Source organism: Streptomyces scabiei 87.22, assembly GCF_000091305.1.
Classification (GTDB): domain Bacteria; phylum Actinomycetota; class Actinomycetes; order Streptomycetales; family Streptomycetaceae; genus Streptomyces; species Streptomyces scabiei.
Map to the genome: position 1 here is coordinate 900214 of NC_013929.1, position 15196 is coordinate 915409.

Sequence of the window (15196 nt, forward strand, 5' to 3'; positions counted from 1 at the left end):
CGTCGTGAGCGGGCAGCCGTCCCCGTGCGACCGGGCCGAGCTGGGCAGGCTGTTCCTGTTCGAGAAGCTGGACGACGGGCAGTTGGACCGGCTGTGCCGCGAGGGCCGGGTGGAGCGGTTCGAGCCCGGCCCCGTCTACCGGGAGGGCGATCCGGCCACCTGCTTCTTCGTGCTCCTGGAGGGCACGGTGGTGCTGTCCCGGCAGGTCGGCGACGACGACGTCGAGGTCAGCCGCAGCTCCCAGGTCGGCGTGTACGCGGGCGCCTTCCAGGCGTACCTCGGCGACCAGGCGGACCAGGCCCGCTACAAGGGTTCCATGCGGGTCACCGTCCCCTCCCGCTTCTACGTCCTTCCCGCGGACGCCTTCGCCCGGATCATGCGCGACTGGTTCCCCATGGCCGTACACCTGCTCGAAGGCGTGTTCTTCGGCCATCAGAACACCCAGCGGACCATCAACCAGCGCGAACGCCTGCTGGCGCTCGGCTCGCTGTCGGCCGGGCTCACCCATGAGCTGAACAACCCCGCCGCGGCGGCCGTGCGGGCCACCTCCGCGCTGCGGGAGCGGGTGGCCGGCATGCGGCACAAGCTCGGGGTCATCGCCGCCGGGCCGTACAAGCGGGCGATGCTGGAGTCGCTGGTCGACCTCCAGGAGCGGACGGCCGAGCAGGTGGCGAAGGCGACCCCGCTCAGTCCGCTGGAGGCGTCCGACCGGGAGGACGAGCTGTCGGACTGGCTCGACGACCACGGCATCGCGGGCGGCTGGCAGCTCGCGCCGACCTTCGTCCAGGCCGGGCTCGACACCGCCTGGCTGGACCAGGTCGCGGCCGCCGTGGACGAGCACACCCTCGAAGGCGCGGTCCGCTGGCTCAACTACACCGTCGAGACCGAGCTGTTGATGAACGAGATCGAGGACTCCACGACGCGCGTCAGCCAGCTCGTCGACGCGGCGAAGCAGTACTCGCAGCTGGACCGCGCGCCCTACCAGAACGCCGACGTCCACGAACTCCTCGACAGCACCCTGCTGATGCTGTCCGGGAAGATCGGCGAGCGGATCGAGGTGGTGAAGGAGTACGACCGCACCCTGCCGCGCATCCCCGCCTACCCGGGTGAGCTGAACCAGGTGTGGACGAACCTGATCGACAACGCGGTTTCCGCGATCAACGACACCGGCGGCGCGGGCACGCTGACCGTACGCACGGCGCTCGACCACCGTGACCAGGTGCTGGTGGAGTTCGTCGACACGGGTCCCGGCATCCCGGCGGACATCCGGGACCGGATCTTCGACCCGTTCTTCACGACCAAGCCGGTCGGGCAGGGCACCGGGCTCGGCCTCGACATCTCCTGGCGCATCGTCGTCAACAAGCACCACGGGCACATCGAGGTCCGGTCCCGGCCGGGCGAGACCCGCTTCCAGGTGTTCCTGCCGCTGGCGGCACCGGCGGCGGACCTCGACCTCACCCTCGCCGACGACCCCGACGACCGCCCGCTCCCCTCTCCCGACGCGCCCGAGGAGGCCCCATGACCCTGCCCGCCGGAATCGACCCCGCCGTGCCGCCGAGCGGCGAGGGCTGCGTGGAGTGCGAGGCGGCCGGCGGCTGGTGGTTCCATCTCCGGCGCTGCGCACAGTGCGGTCACGTCGGGTGCTGCGACTCGTCACCCGCGCAGCACGCGACGGCGCACGCGAGCGGTGCCGGGCATCCCTTCGTGCGGAGCTATGAGCCCGGGGAGTCCTGGTTCTGGAACTACGCGACCTCCGAGATGTACGAGTCCGGACCGGACCTGGCCCCGCCGCTCAGCCGTCCCACGGCCCAGCCGGCCCCGGGCCCTGCCGGACGGGTGCCGGACGACTGGGCTGATCGTCTGCGGTGAGGTGACGCGGGGGGCGGATGTCGCAAGGTGATGGGGTGGCTCGGGCAGTATCGCGGGTGCGGGCCCGGGGGCTTCTCGCGCAGTTCCCCGCGCCCCCGAAAACAGGCCCTGCGGGCCTGAAAAGCGCGGGGCGCAGCCCCCGCTTTTCAGGGGCGCGGGGAACTGCGCGGCCAGCCCCCACCGAACCCGCAGACGCCCCAGCAACCAAACCCCCACCACACCCCCACCGCGAACCACAGACACCGCCCCACCGAACGGAGTGCCACCGTGTTGATCGGGACAGACGAGATCCGCCAAGCCGCCACCACCATCGCCGGCCATATCGTGCGGACGCCGACCGTCCCGAGCCCGGGCCTGTCCGACCTGCTCGGTGTCCCCGTGACCACGAAGCTGGAGCTGCTGCAGCGCACCGGCTCGTTCAAGGCCCGGGGCGCCACGGCGAAGCTGCTGGCGCTCACCCCCGCCGAGCGGGCGGCCGGCGTCGTCGCGGTCAGCGGCGGCAACCACGGGATCGCGCTGGCGCACATGGCCGCGGCACTGCACGTCAAGGCGACCGTGGTGATGGCGAGGACCGCCCCGCGCCGTGCCATCGACCTCGTCGAGGCGGCCGGGGCCTCGCTGCGGCTCACGGACGGCATGGCGGAGGCGTTCGCACTGACCGAGCGGCTGCGGGAGGAGGGCCTCACCCTCGTCCACCCCTTCGACGACCCGCTGGTGATCGCCGGCCAGGGCACCGTCGGCCTGGAGTTCGTCGAGGACACCGGCGCGGCCGACGGCCCCGGCGCGCTCACCGACGTCCTCGTGAGCATCGGCGGTGGCGGGCTGATCGCCGGTGTCGCGGCGGTCTTCGAGGCGCTGCGTCCCGGCGTCCGCGTCTGGGGGGTGGAGACCGTGGGCGCGACGGCCATGACCGAGGCGCTCGCGGCCGGCGGCCCCGTCACGGTCCCCCTGTCCTCCGTCGTCACCACGCTCAGCGCGCCGTCCGCCTCCCGCCTCACCTACGACCATGTGACCGCCTTCGTCGAGGACGTCCTCGTGGTCCCCGACGCCGAGGCCGTCCAGGGCGTCCTCGACTTCGCCGAGCACGCCAAGGTGTGGACGGAACCCGCCGCCGGTTGCCTGCTGCCCGCGGCCCGGCAGGTGCGGGAGCGGGTCGGCGACGGCGCCCGGCTGGGTCTGGTGGTCTGCGGCGGCAACGCCACCACGGCCGACATCACGGCCTGGGCACGGCAGTTCGGGCTGCGGTGACGCGGCGGCCGGACCGTGCCCTCGCTCAGGGGCCGTCGTGGCAGCAGCTGTCCCGGCGCATCAGACGGCCGACCTCCAGCCACTCCTCCTCGGTCCCGACGGCCTTCGCGCGCCGGGCCGCGGGCCGGTAGGCGGCTACCAACTCCTCGGTGGCGTACGGCGTTCCACCGCGCAGGACCGACACCGTGCGCAGGAGGTCGGTGAAGTCCGTGAAGGGGTCGCCGTCGACGACGGTCAGGTCCGCCAGCTTGCCGGCGCCGACCGTGCCCAGGTGGTCGTCGAGGCCGAAGAGCCGGGCCGGGAGGACGGTCGCGGTGCGCAGGGTCTCGGCCGGGGTGAGACCGCCGGCGTGCAGTGCGCGCAGGGCGAGATGCAGGGAGAGGCCGACGGGTACGAGCGGTTGGTCGGTGCCGAGGGCGACGATGCCGCCGGCCGTGAGGATCCGCCGGTAGACATCGGTCTCGGTGCGCAGCGCGGCGAGTTGGGCGGGCGTGGGCGGAGTTCCCGCTCCCTGCCGGACGAAGGCGGCGTCCCACGGTGGCATCACGGCCGTGACCCGGGGGTCGTCGGCCAGGGAGGGGTCCGCGCCGAGGAGAGGCAGGGCCGTGAAGGGGGTGGCGATCAACGAGAAGCCCACGCCCTGCCCGGTGTAGATCTCCACGACGTCCTCGTACGCCCGCCCGCCCGCGGTGACGGCGTGGCCGAACTCGGCGCGCTGGGTGGCCTGCAGATGGGTCGTCAGGTCCTGTCCGAGCTGCACGCCCGGGGAGAGCAGATGGCCTCCGGTGCGTACGCCGAGACGTTCGTGGGCGAAGCGGGCGGCCTCGGTCATCACCCAACCGGGCGCCCGCACATAGGTCTTGACGAAGTCCCAGTCGAGCGCGGCGGCCCGCTCCAGCGAGCGGCGCAGTCCCGCCCGCGTCCGGTGGGCGCGTCCCATGCTGTACGCGACCCGCGCGCCGTCCAGGAGTTCGCCGGTGGTGAGCAGGCGGGGTCCGGCGAGCCGTCCGGCGTGCACCTCCTCGCGGATGCGGGCCTGTTCGTGGGCGAAGCCGCCGAGGGAGACGGCGGTGGTCACACCGTAGGTGAGCTGGCCGACGGCCTGACGGCTGCCGTAGGTGCTCTGCCAGGGGTGGGTGTGGGTGTCCCACAGGCCGGGGAGCACGGTGTGCGCGGAGGCGTCGATGCGGCGCAGGGCGGCCCGCCGGCCGCCGCGGTGGGGTTCGACGACGGTGATCCGGCCGCCGCGGACGACGATGTCGACGTCCTCGCGGACCGTCTCGCCGGTGCCGTCCCACAGGCGGCCGGCGTGGACGACGGTGTCGGCGGGTGTGGGCCGGGTGCGGTCGAGCGGTACGCGGACCGTGCGCGGGCGGCCGCCGGAGACGTCGACGAGCCGGAGGCGGGTGCCCGACTGGTGGAGCAGGGTCCTGGAGTCGCCGGACCAGGTGGGGTGGTCGGCGGGGTCGGTGGTGAGGGTGCGGAGCCTTCCGCGCGGGGTGCCGTCGGGGGTCACGGGCAGCAGGCGGAGCGCGGACTCGACGATCACGGCCATCCAGCGGCCGTCGGGCGACCAGACGGGCCCGGAGTCGTACCGGTCGGCGATCGAGGCGTGGGGCGCGACCGCGTGCAGCCGGTCGGCGCCCGTGGTGGCGTCGACCACCCGGATCAGGTTGTAGCCCTCGCGGAAGCGGGCGCCGAGCCGGTTGCGGTCGCACAGCGCGAGATACCGGCCGTCCGGCGACCAGCTCGGCCTGCCGGGGAGGCCGCCTCCGCCGAGCGGTTCCACGAGGACGCGTTCCTCGCCGCTCGCGAGGTCCCGTACGACGAGGCGGCCGGCCATGTCGAGGCAGGCGAGCCGCCGACCGTCGGGCGAGAGGGCGGGCATGACCCGGCCGCCCGTGGCGAGGGCGGTCTCCTCGCCGGTGGCCAGATCGTGCCGGTACACGCCGAGGAGGCCGTCGCGGTCGTCGGCGTAGACGAGGGACCGTCCGTCGGGCGCCCAGGCGGGTGCGAGGAGCCAGCGGGTGGGCGGCGACTGCCGCAGCCGCCTCGGCGGGCGGCCGCCGGCCGTCCGCGCCAGCCAGAGCGCGTTGAGGGCGGCGAACGCGACACTCCGCCCGTCCGGGGAGAGCGCGGGCAGATGGATGCCCCGCGCGGGCCGCACCCGTGCCTCTCCGAGGTCGTACTCCTTGGTCCGGCGGCGCGGCCGGTCCACGGGGAGGACGGCCCGGAAGGGGATCGTCTCGGTCCGTGCGGGTGCTTCGGGCCGTACGAGGGTGAACCGGCCGTCCAGGGTGAGCAGCAGCTCTCCGCGGGCCGTCCAGCGGGGCGGTACGGGCGCGAGATCGCCGTCGACCGGGACGGGCTCTCCGGCGACGACGAGGGTGCACGTGCCGTGCGGGGCCGGTGTGGTGCGCAGGTACGCGAGGCGGCCGTCCGGGGCGAGGGCGGGGGTCATGACCTGGGCGGCCTCGGTCTCCGTGTGCGCGACGGTCACCGGGCCGGTGCCGTCGGCGGCCACGGCGGCGACGGTGCGGGCCTCGACGGACGGGGTCGAGCCGGTGGTGACGACCTTGCCGCGCACGAACAGCAGCCGGGAGCCGTCCGGTGACCAGGTGGGGTCGAAGTCCTCCCAGCCGCCGTCTTGAAGGGGGCCGTCCTGGCCGGGGAGGCCGGTGACGCGGGTGATCTCGCCGGTCGCGAGGTCGAGGACGTGGACGCGGTAGGGGCATCCGCCGCCGGGGCGGTCCGGGTCGCCGCCGCGTTCGGAGCAGAAGGCGAGCCGGGTGCCGTCGGGCGACCAGGCCGGGGCCCGGTCGTCCCAGGGTCCGTCGGTGCGCCGCTTCAGCTCGGAGCCGTCGGGGCGCATGGTCCACAGGTGGAAACCGCCGCCCTGGTAGGCGCAGAACGCCACCAGGTCGCCGTCCGGGGAGTGGGTGGGCCGGTTGGGTTCGAGTCCGGCCGGGGTGAGGGGGACCGCTCTGCCGCCGCCGCGGGGCAGGGACCACAGGCCGCTCTGCACCTCGGCGATCAGGGTGTCGCCGCCGGTGGCGAGGGTCGCCGCGCCGTTGGTCGCCCGGGTGAAGGTGAGGGAGGGGCCGGTACCGGGGGAGCCCGGCCCGGCGGCGACCGGACCGGCGCTGCCGAGCACCGCGGCGGCTCCGGTGGCCCCGGTGGCGGCGAGGAGTTGACGGCGGGTCAGGGGCGGGGTGCGGTGACTCTGGTCACGGTCCATGACACGGCACGCTCGCGCACCGCCCGGCACACGGGCAACACCGCCATTCACGCCACCGGGGATGTCACCCACGGGGGTGACGGCGGGCGGTGGCGGGCGTCGACGGGGCGGCGGCCGGCCACGCCCTTGATCACCGGCCGGCAGGTCGTCGCGACGGTGAAGGGCCGGGCTTGACGAGATCAAGCAGGTGGACGACATGCGGCGCCTGCTCCCGGCGCGCCGTACCCGGTGTCAGTCGTCCGCGTGCCGACGCCGGATCCACGCGGGCAGGACGAACCAGCACAGCAGGTACCAGAGCAGGACGCAGCCCACCAGCCAGGGTACGTACTCGTCGTGCGTGGCCACGCGGAGGATCAGCAGCAGCGCCGCCGTCATCGTGGCGAGGAGCAGGACCAGGCCGACGACGGTCAGGCGGGCGGCCCAGCGTACGGCGGCGGGTTTGATCCGGCGGCCGGCGACGACCCGGTGGAAGGAGACGGGGCCGATGAGCGCGCCGGTGGCGGCGGCGCCGAGGACGACGGTCACGATGTAGATCGTCCGCTCGGTCTGCGGCAGATTCTCGTACCGCGGGGTGAACACCACGGTGAGCAGGAAGCCGAACAGGATCTGGACGCCGGTCTGGGCGACCCTCACCTCCTGGATGAGTTCGCCCCAGCGGCGGTCGGCCCGCTCGTCCTCGGTCTCGTCGCGCCCCCTGCCCCGGTCGCCCCGCGCCTCGCTCACGTGCCCTCCCGGCCGCTGCAGTCGATGTTCCCCTCCCTCCATGACGCCGTACGCCCGGACCTCAAGCACATCTCTCGCCAGTTCATTCGCATGAGCGAATCCATCCGGCGGAACCCTCCCGGCCGGGAGGGCCTCGCCGACTCCCTCACACCTTGCGCCAGCGCGCCATCGCGAAGGAGAACACCCCGAACAGCACCAGCCCGGCCGCGACGCACGCGAGCAGCGCCGGACCGGCGGGAGCGTCCGCGAAGGAACGGATCGTGTCGTCGAGGCCCTTGGCCTCGTCGGGTTCGTACTGGATCGCGGCGCGGACCGCGAAGACACCCGCCGCGGCGAACACCAGGCCGCGCGCCGCCCCGCCGCCCACGCCGCTCACGTCGACGAGCCGCCGCGTGCGCCGGGACATCTCGCCGAGCCGCAGATGCTTGTGGTACGAGCGCATCACGGCCCGTACGCCGATCCATCCGCCCGCGACGACGACCCCGACACCCGCCGCGCCCACGATCCACTGGCCGCCGGGCAGTTCGAGGGCACGTGCCGTCACGTCCCGGGACTGTTCGTCGCTGGAGCCGCCCCCGCCGCCCTCACCGGCCGCGAAGGCCAGCATCGAGTAGGCGACGAAGGAGTAGAAGGCGAAGCGGGCGGCGGACGCCAGCCGCTTGGTCCACTTCTGGCCGTCCGCGCCCGCCGCGCCGAACACCGCCTCCGACAGCCGCCACAGCGCCATGCCCACCAGGCCGATGCCCAGCGCCCACAGCAGCACGGAGCCCAGCGGCTTCTCGGCGATCTCCTCCAACGCTCCCTGTCTGTCGGCCTGTTCCGAGCTTCCGCCGAAGGCGATCTGCAGGGCCAGGGCCCCGACCAGCAGATAGATGACGCCGCGCGCCGTCAGCCCGGCGCGCGCCGCGCCCTCCGTCACCGAACTCCGCGCGGCACGTCCGCGCCCCACCCCCAGAGTGGTCATCAGCTACGCCCCTCCCGCCCCTCTACACGCAGTTGCAGTTGCACTTCCTGATCACCGGCGTCCACGCCCACCTGGCGGACGCTGTACTCCTCCTCCAGCGCCTCGCGCAGCATCCGTACGGCGGGCGGACTGCCCTGCACCTCGACCGTGACGGGTGCGGACGGCGGCCGGGGGTGCTCCCCCGTGCCGGAGGGGACGGCGGCGGCCGTGTCGTACATGCCGGTCCACATGGTCGGCCGGCCGGTGCCGGTCTCGTGCGGCGGGTCGTCGGGGCGCCGGTCCGTCTCGAAGTGGGCGCGCAGACACGCGAAGACGCGTTCGGCGTCGTCGGCCGAGCAGTCGCAGAGCACGACCTCGACCTGGGACACCGGCAGACTGGGCAGGGTCACGAGCCTTCTCCCTCGTGTGGGCGACAGGATGCGGGTACCCCGAGTACCCCCATGGTGTGCCCGAAACGGGGTTCTCGCAGGTCGCGCGATCGGGCGCCGGGAGGCGCGCGGGGCGTGGGCTATGTTGAGTGCTCGTGGGAGACGAAGGAGGCGCGCGCGTGCCATCGCCGCAGCAGGCACGGGCGCAGGCATCAGCGATCACGTCCGGGCGGACCGCCCCGGAGACCGAGCAGTCGCCCACGTCCCGGCTCAGGGAACTGTTCGACGGCCCCCGGCTCTCCCCCGGGCAGCGGCGGATCGCCCAGTACCTGATCGAGCACATCACCGAGGCCGCGTTCCTGTCGATCACGGACCTCGCGGAGCGGGTCGGTGTCAGCCAGCCCTCGGTGACCCGGTTCGCCGCGGCCGTCGGCTTCAGCGGCTACCCGGCGCTGCGGGAGCGGCTCCAGTCCATCGCGCTCGCCACCCTCGGCAGCGCCCCGGGCGTCCCGGCGGCGGACCGCAGCAACGAACTGCAGGCCGCCGTGGACGCCGAGATCGAGAACCTGGAGAACCTGCGGCGCGACTTCGCCGACCCCGACCAGGTGATCCGGGTCGGCCGCGCCCTGTCGCGCTCGGCCCCGCTGACCGTCCTCGGGCTGCGGATCTCCGGTGCGCTCGCTGAGTACTTCGCCTACGCCGCCCGCCGTATCCACCCCGACGTCCGGCTGGTGACGAAGGGCGGCACGGTCGCCTACGACGCCCTGCTGCAGTCCCGGGAGGCAGGCGGCACCTGGGTGCTGGCGTTCTCCATGCCCCGGCACGCGCAGGAGACACTGACGGCGCTGCGCGTCGCCCACGGCGCCGGACTGCGGGTGGCCCTCGTCACCGACCTGGCGCTCGGCCCGCTGGCGGACGAGGCCGACGCCGTCTTCGCCATCGGCACCGGCTCACGCCTGGTCTTCGACTCGTACGCCGCCCCCGTGATGATGTCCTCCGCCCTGCTCCAGGCCATGACGGACGCGGACCCCGAGCGCACCCAGGCGCGGCTGGAGGCGTACGAGCAGGTGTCGGAGCAGCATCAGTTCTTCCTCAGGGACTGATCCCGCCGCGCCCTCCCGGATGCCGGGGCGGCGGGGGATCGCCTCGCCGCCTCTCCCACCGTCTCCCCGCATGAATTTTTCCATGCCCTTGCATACTCAGGGGTATATATAAATACTGCTCGCGGATCGTGACCCGGTGGACGCCGGGTCACGTCGTCCACCCGGGTCCGTCCGCTCCTACCCGCCACGGCGCCCCGGGTGAGGCGGCCCCGGCCATCCCCTATGCCGGGGCCGCCCAGACTCCACCCCCGCTGCACCCAATGGCGTCGATGCAAGACGGAGCGTTACACATGGCCCTGACCACCTCGCCCCTCCGCACGGACTGGCCGTGTCAGGTCAAGACACCCGGCAGCTACGACTGGGAGAGGTCCGCGGCCAAGTGGCTGCGCGAGCTGGTGCCGGCCCGTTACGGCAGCTACCCGGCGATGATGCGGCACCCCGTGCTGCTCGCCCGCCACGCCCAGATCCAGGTCCAGCACGAGATCCGGGTCGCCCGCACCGCCCTGCAGACCGCCCGCTCCGAGCTGCCCAGCCTCGGCATGTCCGAGTCGGTCATCGAGCACACCATCAAGATGTACGCCGCCGAGGTCATGCAGCTGAGCCACATGGCCCGCTCCATCCGGGCCGTCAGCCGGGCCCTGGTGGACCACAACCTCGCCCGCGCCTCGCACTGACCCCCTCACGCTCCCCGCGCGCCGCGGTACACGGCGCCGCCCGGGGGGGAAGACGATGGGCAGGCACAGGCCGGGCGCACCGCCCGGCCCGACGGAGGGGCGGACCGATGGATTCCTGGACCTGGGGTGTGATCGCCGCGATCGTGCTGATCGCCGCCGCCGTCCTCGGCGTGGCCGTGTGGCTGCTGCTGCGGCTGGTGCGCACCCGGCGCGAGCTGAACCGCGCGGGACTGCCGACCGGCCCCAAGTGGGTCTTCTGGGGTGCCGTCCTCTATCTCGTCCTGCCGACCGACCTGGTGCCGGACCCCGTGTACCTGGACGACATCGGGGTCCTCCTGCTGGCGATCAGGTCCATGCGCTCCGGCCGTCAGGACGCCCTGGACGCGATGGAGCGGCAGGAGGGCACGGGAACCGCCGTACGGGGATGAGGCGTTGTCGGGCTGACGGTCACTGCGACGGACGGCACCGATGAACGAGCTGGTACCCGGGGGCAACATCCCCCTGCCGAGCGGCACCCTGACGATCGGGGTGCCGGGCCCCTTCGACGTCTCGGCCCTCGTCACCGACGACACCGGCAGGGTCCGCGGCGACGCGGACTTCGTCTTCTACAACCAGCCGACGGCCCCGGGGGTCAGGCTGGCGGGGGAAACCCTGACGGTGACCCCGGCCGCCCTCCGCCCGGGCGCCACCCGCCTCACCCTCGTGATCAGTCCGGCCGCCCCCGGCACACCGCTCGGCCGTCTGCCCGCCCCGGCCCTGCTCGTCACCGGCCCCGGGGGCCGCACGATCGCCCGCTTCACCCCGCCGAGACCCGACCGCGAGACCGTACTGCTCCTCGCGGAGCTCTACCGCAGGGGAACGGGCTGGAAGCTGCGGGCCCTCGGCCAGGGGTACGCGGACGGGCTGGCGGGAGTGGCGAGGGACTTCGGCGTGGAGGTGCTGGAGGAGGAGACGCCGGCGCCACCACCCCGTCCGGGAAGCGGGGCCGCGGGTCACCCGGCCACGCTCCACGCAGCCGCGCCCCGCACGACCGCGCCCCGCACGACCGCGCCCCGGGGACGCGACCTGCCCCCACAGGCCCGCACGCACCCCGTCGCTCCCTCTCCCTCCCCCGCCCCCGACGATTTCCTCGGTCTGGTCAACTCCGTCCGCGCCGAGGCGGGTTCTCCGCCCGTCTCGCTGGACAGCCGTCTGTCGGACGCCGCCCGGGCGCACGCCGGCGCGATGGCCGCCCAGGGCCGGCTGTCCGCCGAGGGCCGGGACGGCGTCTTCGTCCACCAACGCGTCACCGGTACGGGATACACCTACCTCACCATCGGCGAGCACCTGGTCTCCGGCCCCCGCACCGCCGCCGAGTTCGTGGACCACTGCCGTCGCGACGCCACGGCCGGACGCACCCTCCGCGACCCCGCCTGGCGCGAGACCGGCCTCGGCCTGGCCACCGATCCCCGTTCGGGAACGGTCTTCTGGACGGCCCTGTGGGCCCACCCCTTCTCCCCGGCCGGCCTCCACCGCACCGCCACCGAGGTCATCACCCTCACCAACGGCGAACGGGCCGGGGCCGGCCTGCCACCGCTCTCCCCCGACGCCCGCCTCACCGCCGCCGCCCAGGCGCACAGCGCCGACATGGTGGCGCGGGCCTTCTACGCGCACACCTCCCCCGACGGCGGTGAACCCTGGCACCGCGCGGCGGCGGCCGGTTCCACCCACCGGTCGGTCGGGGAGAACATCGCGTGCGGCCAGCGCTCCGCCGCCGAGGTGGTGCGCGGCTGGATGGACAGCCCCGGTCACCGCGCGAACATCCTCAAACGCGGCTTCACCCATATAGGTGTCGGTTTCGTCGGCGGCGGCGAGGCCGGCACCTACTGGACCCAGCTCTTCGGCGGCTGAAACCGACCCGCCGTCACTGTCCCTCTTTCGGGTCGCTCAACTCGCCTCCCCACTCGGCTACTTGACTCTCCGTGATCGCTGGACTCCAATGCACCCTGTCGATGACGGAGAGCGACGGGAGACGAGTCAGATGGTTTCGACGACGGTGGGCACGGGTGTGGCGACGCTGGGGGCGATCGCCCTGTCCCTGGTGGCGGTCCCCGCCCACGCGGCCCCGCAGGCGGGGCCCGACACGACCGGGCTGCGCAAACTGCTGCGCACGGCGCTGTCGCAGGGCGCGCCGGGCGCGTTCGCGAGAATCGACGACAACGGCACGGTGCACCATCTGGCGGAAGGTGTCGCGAACCGGTCCACCAAGCGGGCCCTCGGCACCGGGGACCGCATCCGGGTCGGCAGCGTCACCAAGACGTTCACGGCGGTGGTCCTGCTACAGCTGGTCGACGAGGGCAAGCTCAAGCTCGACTCCTCGGTGAACACGTATCTGCCGGGGCTGCTGCCGGACAAGAAGATCACCGTGCGGCACGTCCTCAGTCACCGCAGCGGGCTGTACGACTACGCCAACACCCTCTTCTCCCCCAGCGTGGCGGGGTTCGAGAAGGTGCGGAACAAGGTGTTCACCTACCGTCAGCTGATGGACATGTCCCTCGCCGAGCCGCGCACCGGCAAGCCGGGCGCGGCCTACGCATACTCGAACGCGAACTTCGTGGTCGGAGGCATGCTCATCGAGAAGATCACCAAGAAGCCGGTGGCGACGGCCTACCAGGACCGGATCATCAAGCCGCTGAAACTGGTCGACACCTTCTACGTCCACCCGAAGAACACGATCCCCGGCACGTACTCCCGCGGCTACATGACGGCCGACTCCACCGGGAAGAAGATCGACTCGACCCTGCAGACGACGTCGTGGGCGCAGAGCGCGGGAGGTCTGGTCTCCGGCGCCAAGGACCTGAACAAGTTCATGTCGGCGCTGGTGCGGGGCAAGCTCACCTCGGCCGCCCAGCTGAAGCAGATGATGACGTGGACACCGGTGAACAGCACCCAGGCGTACGGGCTGGGGCTGCGCCGGCGCGACCTGTCCTGCGGAGTCTCCGTGTACGGGCACACCGGGACCGTGCAGGGCTACTACACCTGGGCGTTCACCTCGAAGAACGGCAAGCGCAGCGTGACCGCGTTCGCCAACACCTCCAACAACGGCCCGGTGTACGCGACGGTGAACAACACGCTGGAGTCCACGTTCTGCGGCTGACTCGGCCGGCGCGGGGGCGGCCGTCCACGTACACCTCGTCGTCGGCGGACGGATCGAACGGCCGGAAGGCGTCGCCGTCGAGGTCGAAGAGACAGGCCCGGATTTGTTCGGGCAGGCCCAGTGCGGTCGGTTCGGTCGTCTCGTTCATGGGGTCGGGGTTCCCCGCGCGGCCGGAGTCAGTGAGGAGGTCGGGCGAGAAACCGCTCACCGTCTGCTGACGCCGCCGCCGCCGTGGGCGCGGCCGAGGGTGTGCAGGTGTTCCAGGGCGTCGAGGACGACGGTCCGGTCGTACCAGGCCAGCCATTCGCCTGCCTGGGCGCCCACGGCGGTCAGCTCCTTGGTCTGGGCGCGGTTCAGGTCCCGCAGGGGGCGTTCGCAGTGCGCCGAGACCATGCCGACGACCAGCCCGGAGGCGGTGGTGAGCGGCACGCTGTGGCAGGCGCGGCTGCCCGCGCGCAGGATCGCCTCGCGGGCCTCCTCGGTGAACACCGGGTCCGTCGCCACGTCCCGGACCGTGACCTGGGACGCTTCCCGCGCGGCCTTGGCGCAGGCGGTGCCGTCGTCGCCGACGTACGCGAAGAAGTCGACGAAGTCGGCCGTGAGTCCCGTGTGCCGTTCGATGCGCAGTCCGCCCTCGGTCCGGTCGGCGATCTGGACGTTGCCCATGTCGGTGCCGACGACGGCGAGGGTCCGGTCGAGGACGGCGGCCAGCACCTCGCTGCGGTTGCCCCGGCCGGAGCGGGGTTCGCGTGCCGCCCCGATGCCGAGGGCCGGCTCCGCCCGCCGGATCCGGCGGGGGAACCACAGCCCGGTGCGGCTGTGCGGCCGGGGCGCGCCCAGTGCCGCGCCGGCCAGGGTGCGCAGCTTGACGTTGTGCTGCTGCGAGGCACGCTGGAGCAGCGCGAACGCGGTCTCGGCGTCCGGCAGGGCGTAGCGCTCCCGCAGCATGCCCTGGGCCTGGGCGATCAGGGTGCGGCCCTCCGTCCGGGTGCGCAGACCGCGTACCTCGGCGCGCAGCCGCGCCAGTTCCTCCCGGGTCGCCTCGTCCTCGCCGTGGGCCTCCGGCCTGGGTCCCGCTCCCATCGCGCACCTTCCGCTGTTCTCGTTCCGTGGCAGCGGTGCTCGTCTGCCCGGTCCCTGTCCGGGTACGCCGGACGCGGGCTACCGTCGACCGCATGCCCCTGACCTTCGACGACCTCCTGCACCGGGCCGCCTCGCTGGCCCGCCCCGGCCGCCGGACCCTGCTCGGTATCGCCGGCGGCCCCGGCGCGGGGAAGACGACCCTCGCCGAGCGGCTCACCCGGGCGCTCAACGGCGACGGTGAGCCCCGGGTCGCCCATGTGCCCATGGACGGCTTCCATCTGGCGGACGTGGAACTCGACCGCCTCGGCCGTCGGGACCGCAAGGGCGCGCCGGACACGTTCGACGCGGCGGGCTACGCGGCCCTGCTGGAGCGGCTGCGCCGGGACGAGGACGACGTCGTGTATGCGCCGGGGTTCGAGCGGACCCTGGAGCAGCCCGTCGCGGGTTCGATCCCCGTGCCGCCGTCCGCCCGGCTGGTCGTCACCGAGGGGAACTACCTCCTGCTGGAGGCGGGTGTCTGGCCCCGTGTGCGGTCCCGGCTCGACGAGGTCTGGTTCTGCGACCTCGACGAGGGCGAACGGGTGCGGCGGCTGGTGGCCCGGCACGAGGAGTTCGGCAAGGGGCACGAGGAGGCGGTCGCGTGGGTCGCCGGCCCGGATCGGCGCAACGCGGAGGCGGTGGCGGCGAGCAGATGCCACGCCGACCTGGTGGTGCCGGCGTCGGCGATGCCGGAGCGCATCCGGACATGAGACAGCCCGGCGTCGTCAGGAACGCCGGGCTGCCGGTGCGG

At 73.4% G+C, this 15196-nt stretch carries 14 protein-coding genes; 9 read left to right on the forward strand and 5 right to left on the reverse strand.

The features are described 5' to 3' along the window. Nucleotides 1-4 precede the first annotated feature (4 nt). The 3 genes from SCAB_RS03765 to SCAB_RS03775 all read left to right on the forward strand — a co-directional run bounded on the left by SCAB_RS03765 (nucleotide 5) and on the right by SCAB_RS03775 (nucleotide 3117). On the forward strand, nucleotides 5-1522 hold the full coding sequence (locus SCAB_RS03765) for an ATP-binding protein (RefSeq protein WP_012998721.1): 1518 nt from the start codon (nucleotides 5-7) through the stop codon (nucleotides 1520-1522). Beyond that, nucleotides 1519-1869, forward strand: a complete 351-nt coding sequence (locus SCAB_RS03770; RefSeq protein ID WP_012998722.1) for a UBP-type zinc finger domain-containing protein — start codon at nucleotides 1519-1521, stop codon at nucleotides 1867-1869. The genes SCAB_RS03765 and SCAB_RS03770 overlap by 4 nt, the downstream gene beginning before the upstream one ends. A 270-nt stretch (nucleotides 1870-2139) precedes the next feature. Then, nucleotides 2140-3117, forward strand: coding sequence for a threonine/serine dehydratase (locus SCAB_RS03775; RefSeq protein ID WP_037726688.1), 978 nt, complete (start codon nucleotides 2140-2142; stop codon nucleotides 3115-3117). Between the two features lie 25 nt (nucleotides 3118-3142). Here SCAB_RS03775 and SCAB_RS03780 read toward each other — a convergent pair whose 3' ends face one another. The 4 genes from SCAB_RS03780 to SCAB_RS03800 all read right to left on the reverse strand — a co-directional run bounded on the left by SCAB_RS03780 (nucleotide 3143) and on the right by SCAB_RS03800 (nucleotide 8431). Continuing rightward, complete coding sequence (locus SCAB_RS03780; protein ID WP_012998724.1) at nucleotides 3143-6355, reverse strand: amidohydrolase family protein; 3213 nt, start codon at nucleotides 6353-6355, stop codon at nucleotides 3143-3145. 231 nt (nucleotides 6356-6586) lie between these two features. Further along, nucleotides 6587-7078, reverse strand: a complete 492-nt coding sequence (locus SCAB_RS03790) for a DUF6328 family protein (RefSeq protein ID WP_041668874.1) — start codon at nucleotides 7076-7078, stop codon at nucleotides 6587-6589. Nucleotides 7079-7223: 145 nt separating this feature from the next. After that, nucleotides 7224-8042 carry a DUF1206 domain-containing protein gene (locus tag SCAB_RS03795; RefSeq protein WP_049875646.1) on the reverse strand — a complete coding sequence of 273 codons (819 nt, stop codon included), beginning with the start codon at nucleotides 8040-8042 and terminating at the stop codon, nucleotides 7224-7226. Then, nucleotides 8042-8431, reverse strand: a complete 390-nt coding sequence (locus SCAB_RS03800) for a hypothetical protein (protein ID WP_012998727.1) — start codon at nucleotides 8429-8431, stop codon at nucleotides 8042-8044. The genes SCAB_RS03795 and SCAB_RS03800 overlap by 1 nt, the downstream gene beginning before the upstream one ends. A 158-nt stretch (nucleotides 8432-8589) precedes the next feature. Here SCAB_RS03800 and SCAB_RS03805 point away from each other — a divergent pair, with 158 nt between their 5' ends. The 5 genes from SCAB_RS03805 to SCAB_RS03825 all read left to right on the forward strand — a co-directional run bounded on the left by SCAB_RS03805 (nucleotide 8590) and on the right by SCAB_RS03825 (nucleotide 13323). Next, nucleotides 8590-9513, forward strand: a complete 924-nt coding sequence (locus tag SCAB_RS03805; protein WP_037726698.1) for a MurR/RpiR family transcriptional regulator — start codon at nucleotides 8590-8592, stop codon at nucleotides 9511-9513. Nucleotides 9514-9803: 290 nt separating this feature from the next. Further along, nucleotides 9804-10187, forward strand: coding sequence for a hypothetical protein (locus SCAB_RS03810; protein WP_012998729.1), 384 nt, complete (start codon nucleotides 9804-9806; stop codon nucleotides 10185-10187). A gap of 107 nt (nucleotides 10188-10294) precedes the next feature. Then, nucleotides 10295-10615 carry a YkvA family protein gene (locus tag SCAB_RS03815; protein ID WP_037726700.1) on the forward strand — a complete coding sequence of 107 codons (321 nt, stop codon included), beginning with the start codon at nucleotides 10295-10297 and terminating at the stop codon, nucleotides 10613-10615. A gap of 40 nt (nucleotides 10616-10655) precedes the next feature. Continuing rightward, nucleotides 10656-12077, forward strand: a complete 1422-nt coding sequence (locus SCAB_RS03820) for a CAP domain-containing protein (protein ID WP_012998731.1) — start codon at nucleotides 10656-10658, stop codon at nucleotides 12075-12077. Between the two features lie 130 nt (nucleotides 12078-12207). Continuing rightward, entirely contained in the window at nucleotides 12208-13323 is a 1116-nt protein-coding gene (locus SCAB_RS03825; protein WP_037726704.1) for a serine hydrolase domain-containing protein, read from the forward strand. Nucleotides 13324-13527: 204 nt separating this feature from the next. Here the strand turns inward: SCAB_RS03825 and SCAB_RS03830 are convergent, their stop codons facing one another. Further along, the gene (locus SCAB_RS03830) at nucleotides 13528-14406 is read right to left on the reverse strand and encodes an ANTAR domain-containing protein (protein WP_012998733.1); all 879 of its coding nucleotides are present in this window, start codon (nucleotides 14404-14406) and stop codon (nucleotides 13528-13530) included. 92 nt (nucleotides 14407-14498) lie between these two features. Between SCAB_RS03830 and SCAB_RS03835 the strand changes: the two genes are divergently transcribed. Then, a complete protein-coding gene (locus SCAB_RS03835; RefSeq protein WP_012998734.1) occupies nucleotides 14499-15155 on the forward strand; it encodes a nucleoside/nucleotide kinase family protein in 657 nt (218 codons plus the stop codon). Nucleotides 15156-15196 lie beyond the last annotated feature (41 nt).

Excerpts from the sequence above, each read along its gene's own strand:
- SCAB_RS03770 (WP_012998722.1), top strand. The coding sequence starts at position 1,519 with ATGACCCTGCCCGCCGGAATCGACCCCGCCGTGCCGCCGAGCGGCGAG.
- SCAB_RS03780 (WP_012998724.1), bottom strand. The coding sequence starts at position 6,355 with ATGGACCGTGACCAGAGTCACCGCACCCCGCCCCTGACCCGCCGTCAA.
- SCAB_RS03795 (WP_049875646.1), bottom strand. The coding sequence starts at position 8,042 with ATGACCACTCTGGGGGTGGGGCGCGGACGTGCCGCGCGGAGTTCGGTG.
- SCAB_RS03810 (WP_012998729.1), top strand. The coding sequence starts at position 9,804 with ATGGCCCTGACCACCTCGCCCCTCCGCACGGACTGGCCGTGTCAGGTC.
- SCAB_RS03815 (WP_037726700.1), top strand. The coding sequence starts at position 10,295 with ATGGATTCCTGGACCTGGGGTGTGATCGCCGCGATCGTGCTGATCGCC.
- SCAB_RS03820 (WP_012998731.1), top strand. The coding sequence starts at position 10,656 with ATGAACGAGCTGGTACCCGGGGGCAACATCCCCCTGCCGAGCGGCACC.
- SCAB_RS03825 (WP_037726704.1), top strand. The coding sequence starts at position 12,208 with ATGGTTTCGACGACGGTGGGCACGGGTGTGGCGACGCTGGGGGCGATC.
- SCAB_RS03830 (WP_012998733.1), bottom strand. The coding sequence starts at position 14,406 with ATGGGAGCGGGACCCAGGCCGGAGGCCCACGGCGAGGACGAGGCGACC.
- SCAB_RS03835 (WP_012998734.1), top strand. The coding sequence starts at position 14,499 with ATGCCCCTGACCTTCGACGACCTCCTGCACCGGGCCGCCTCGCTGGCC.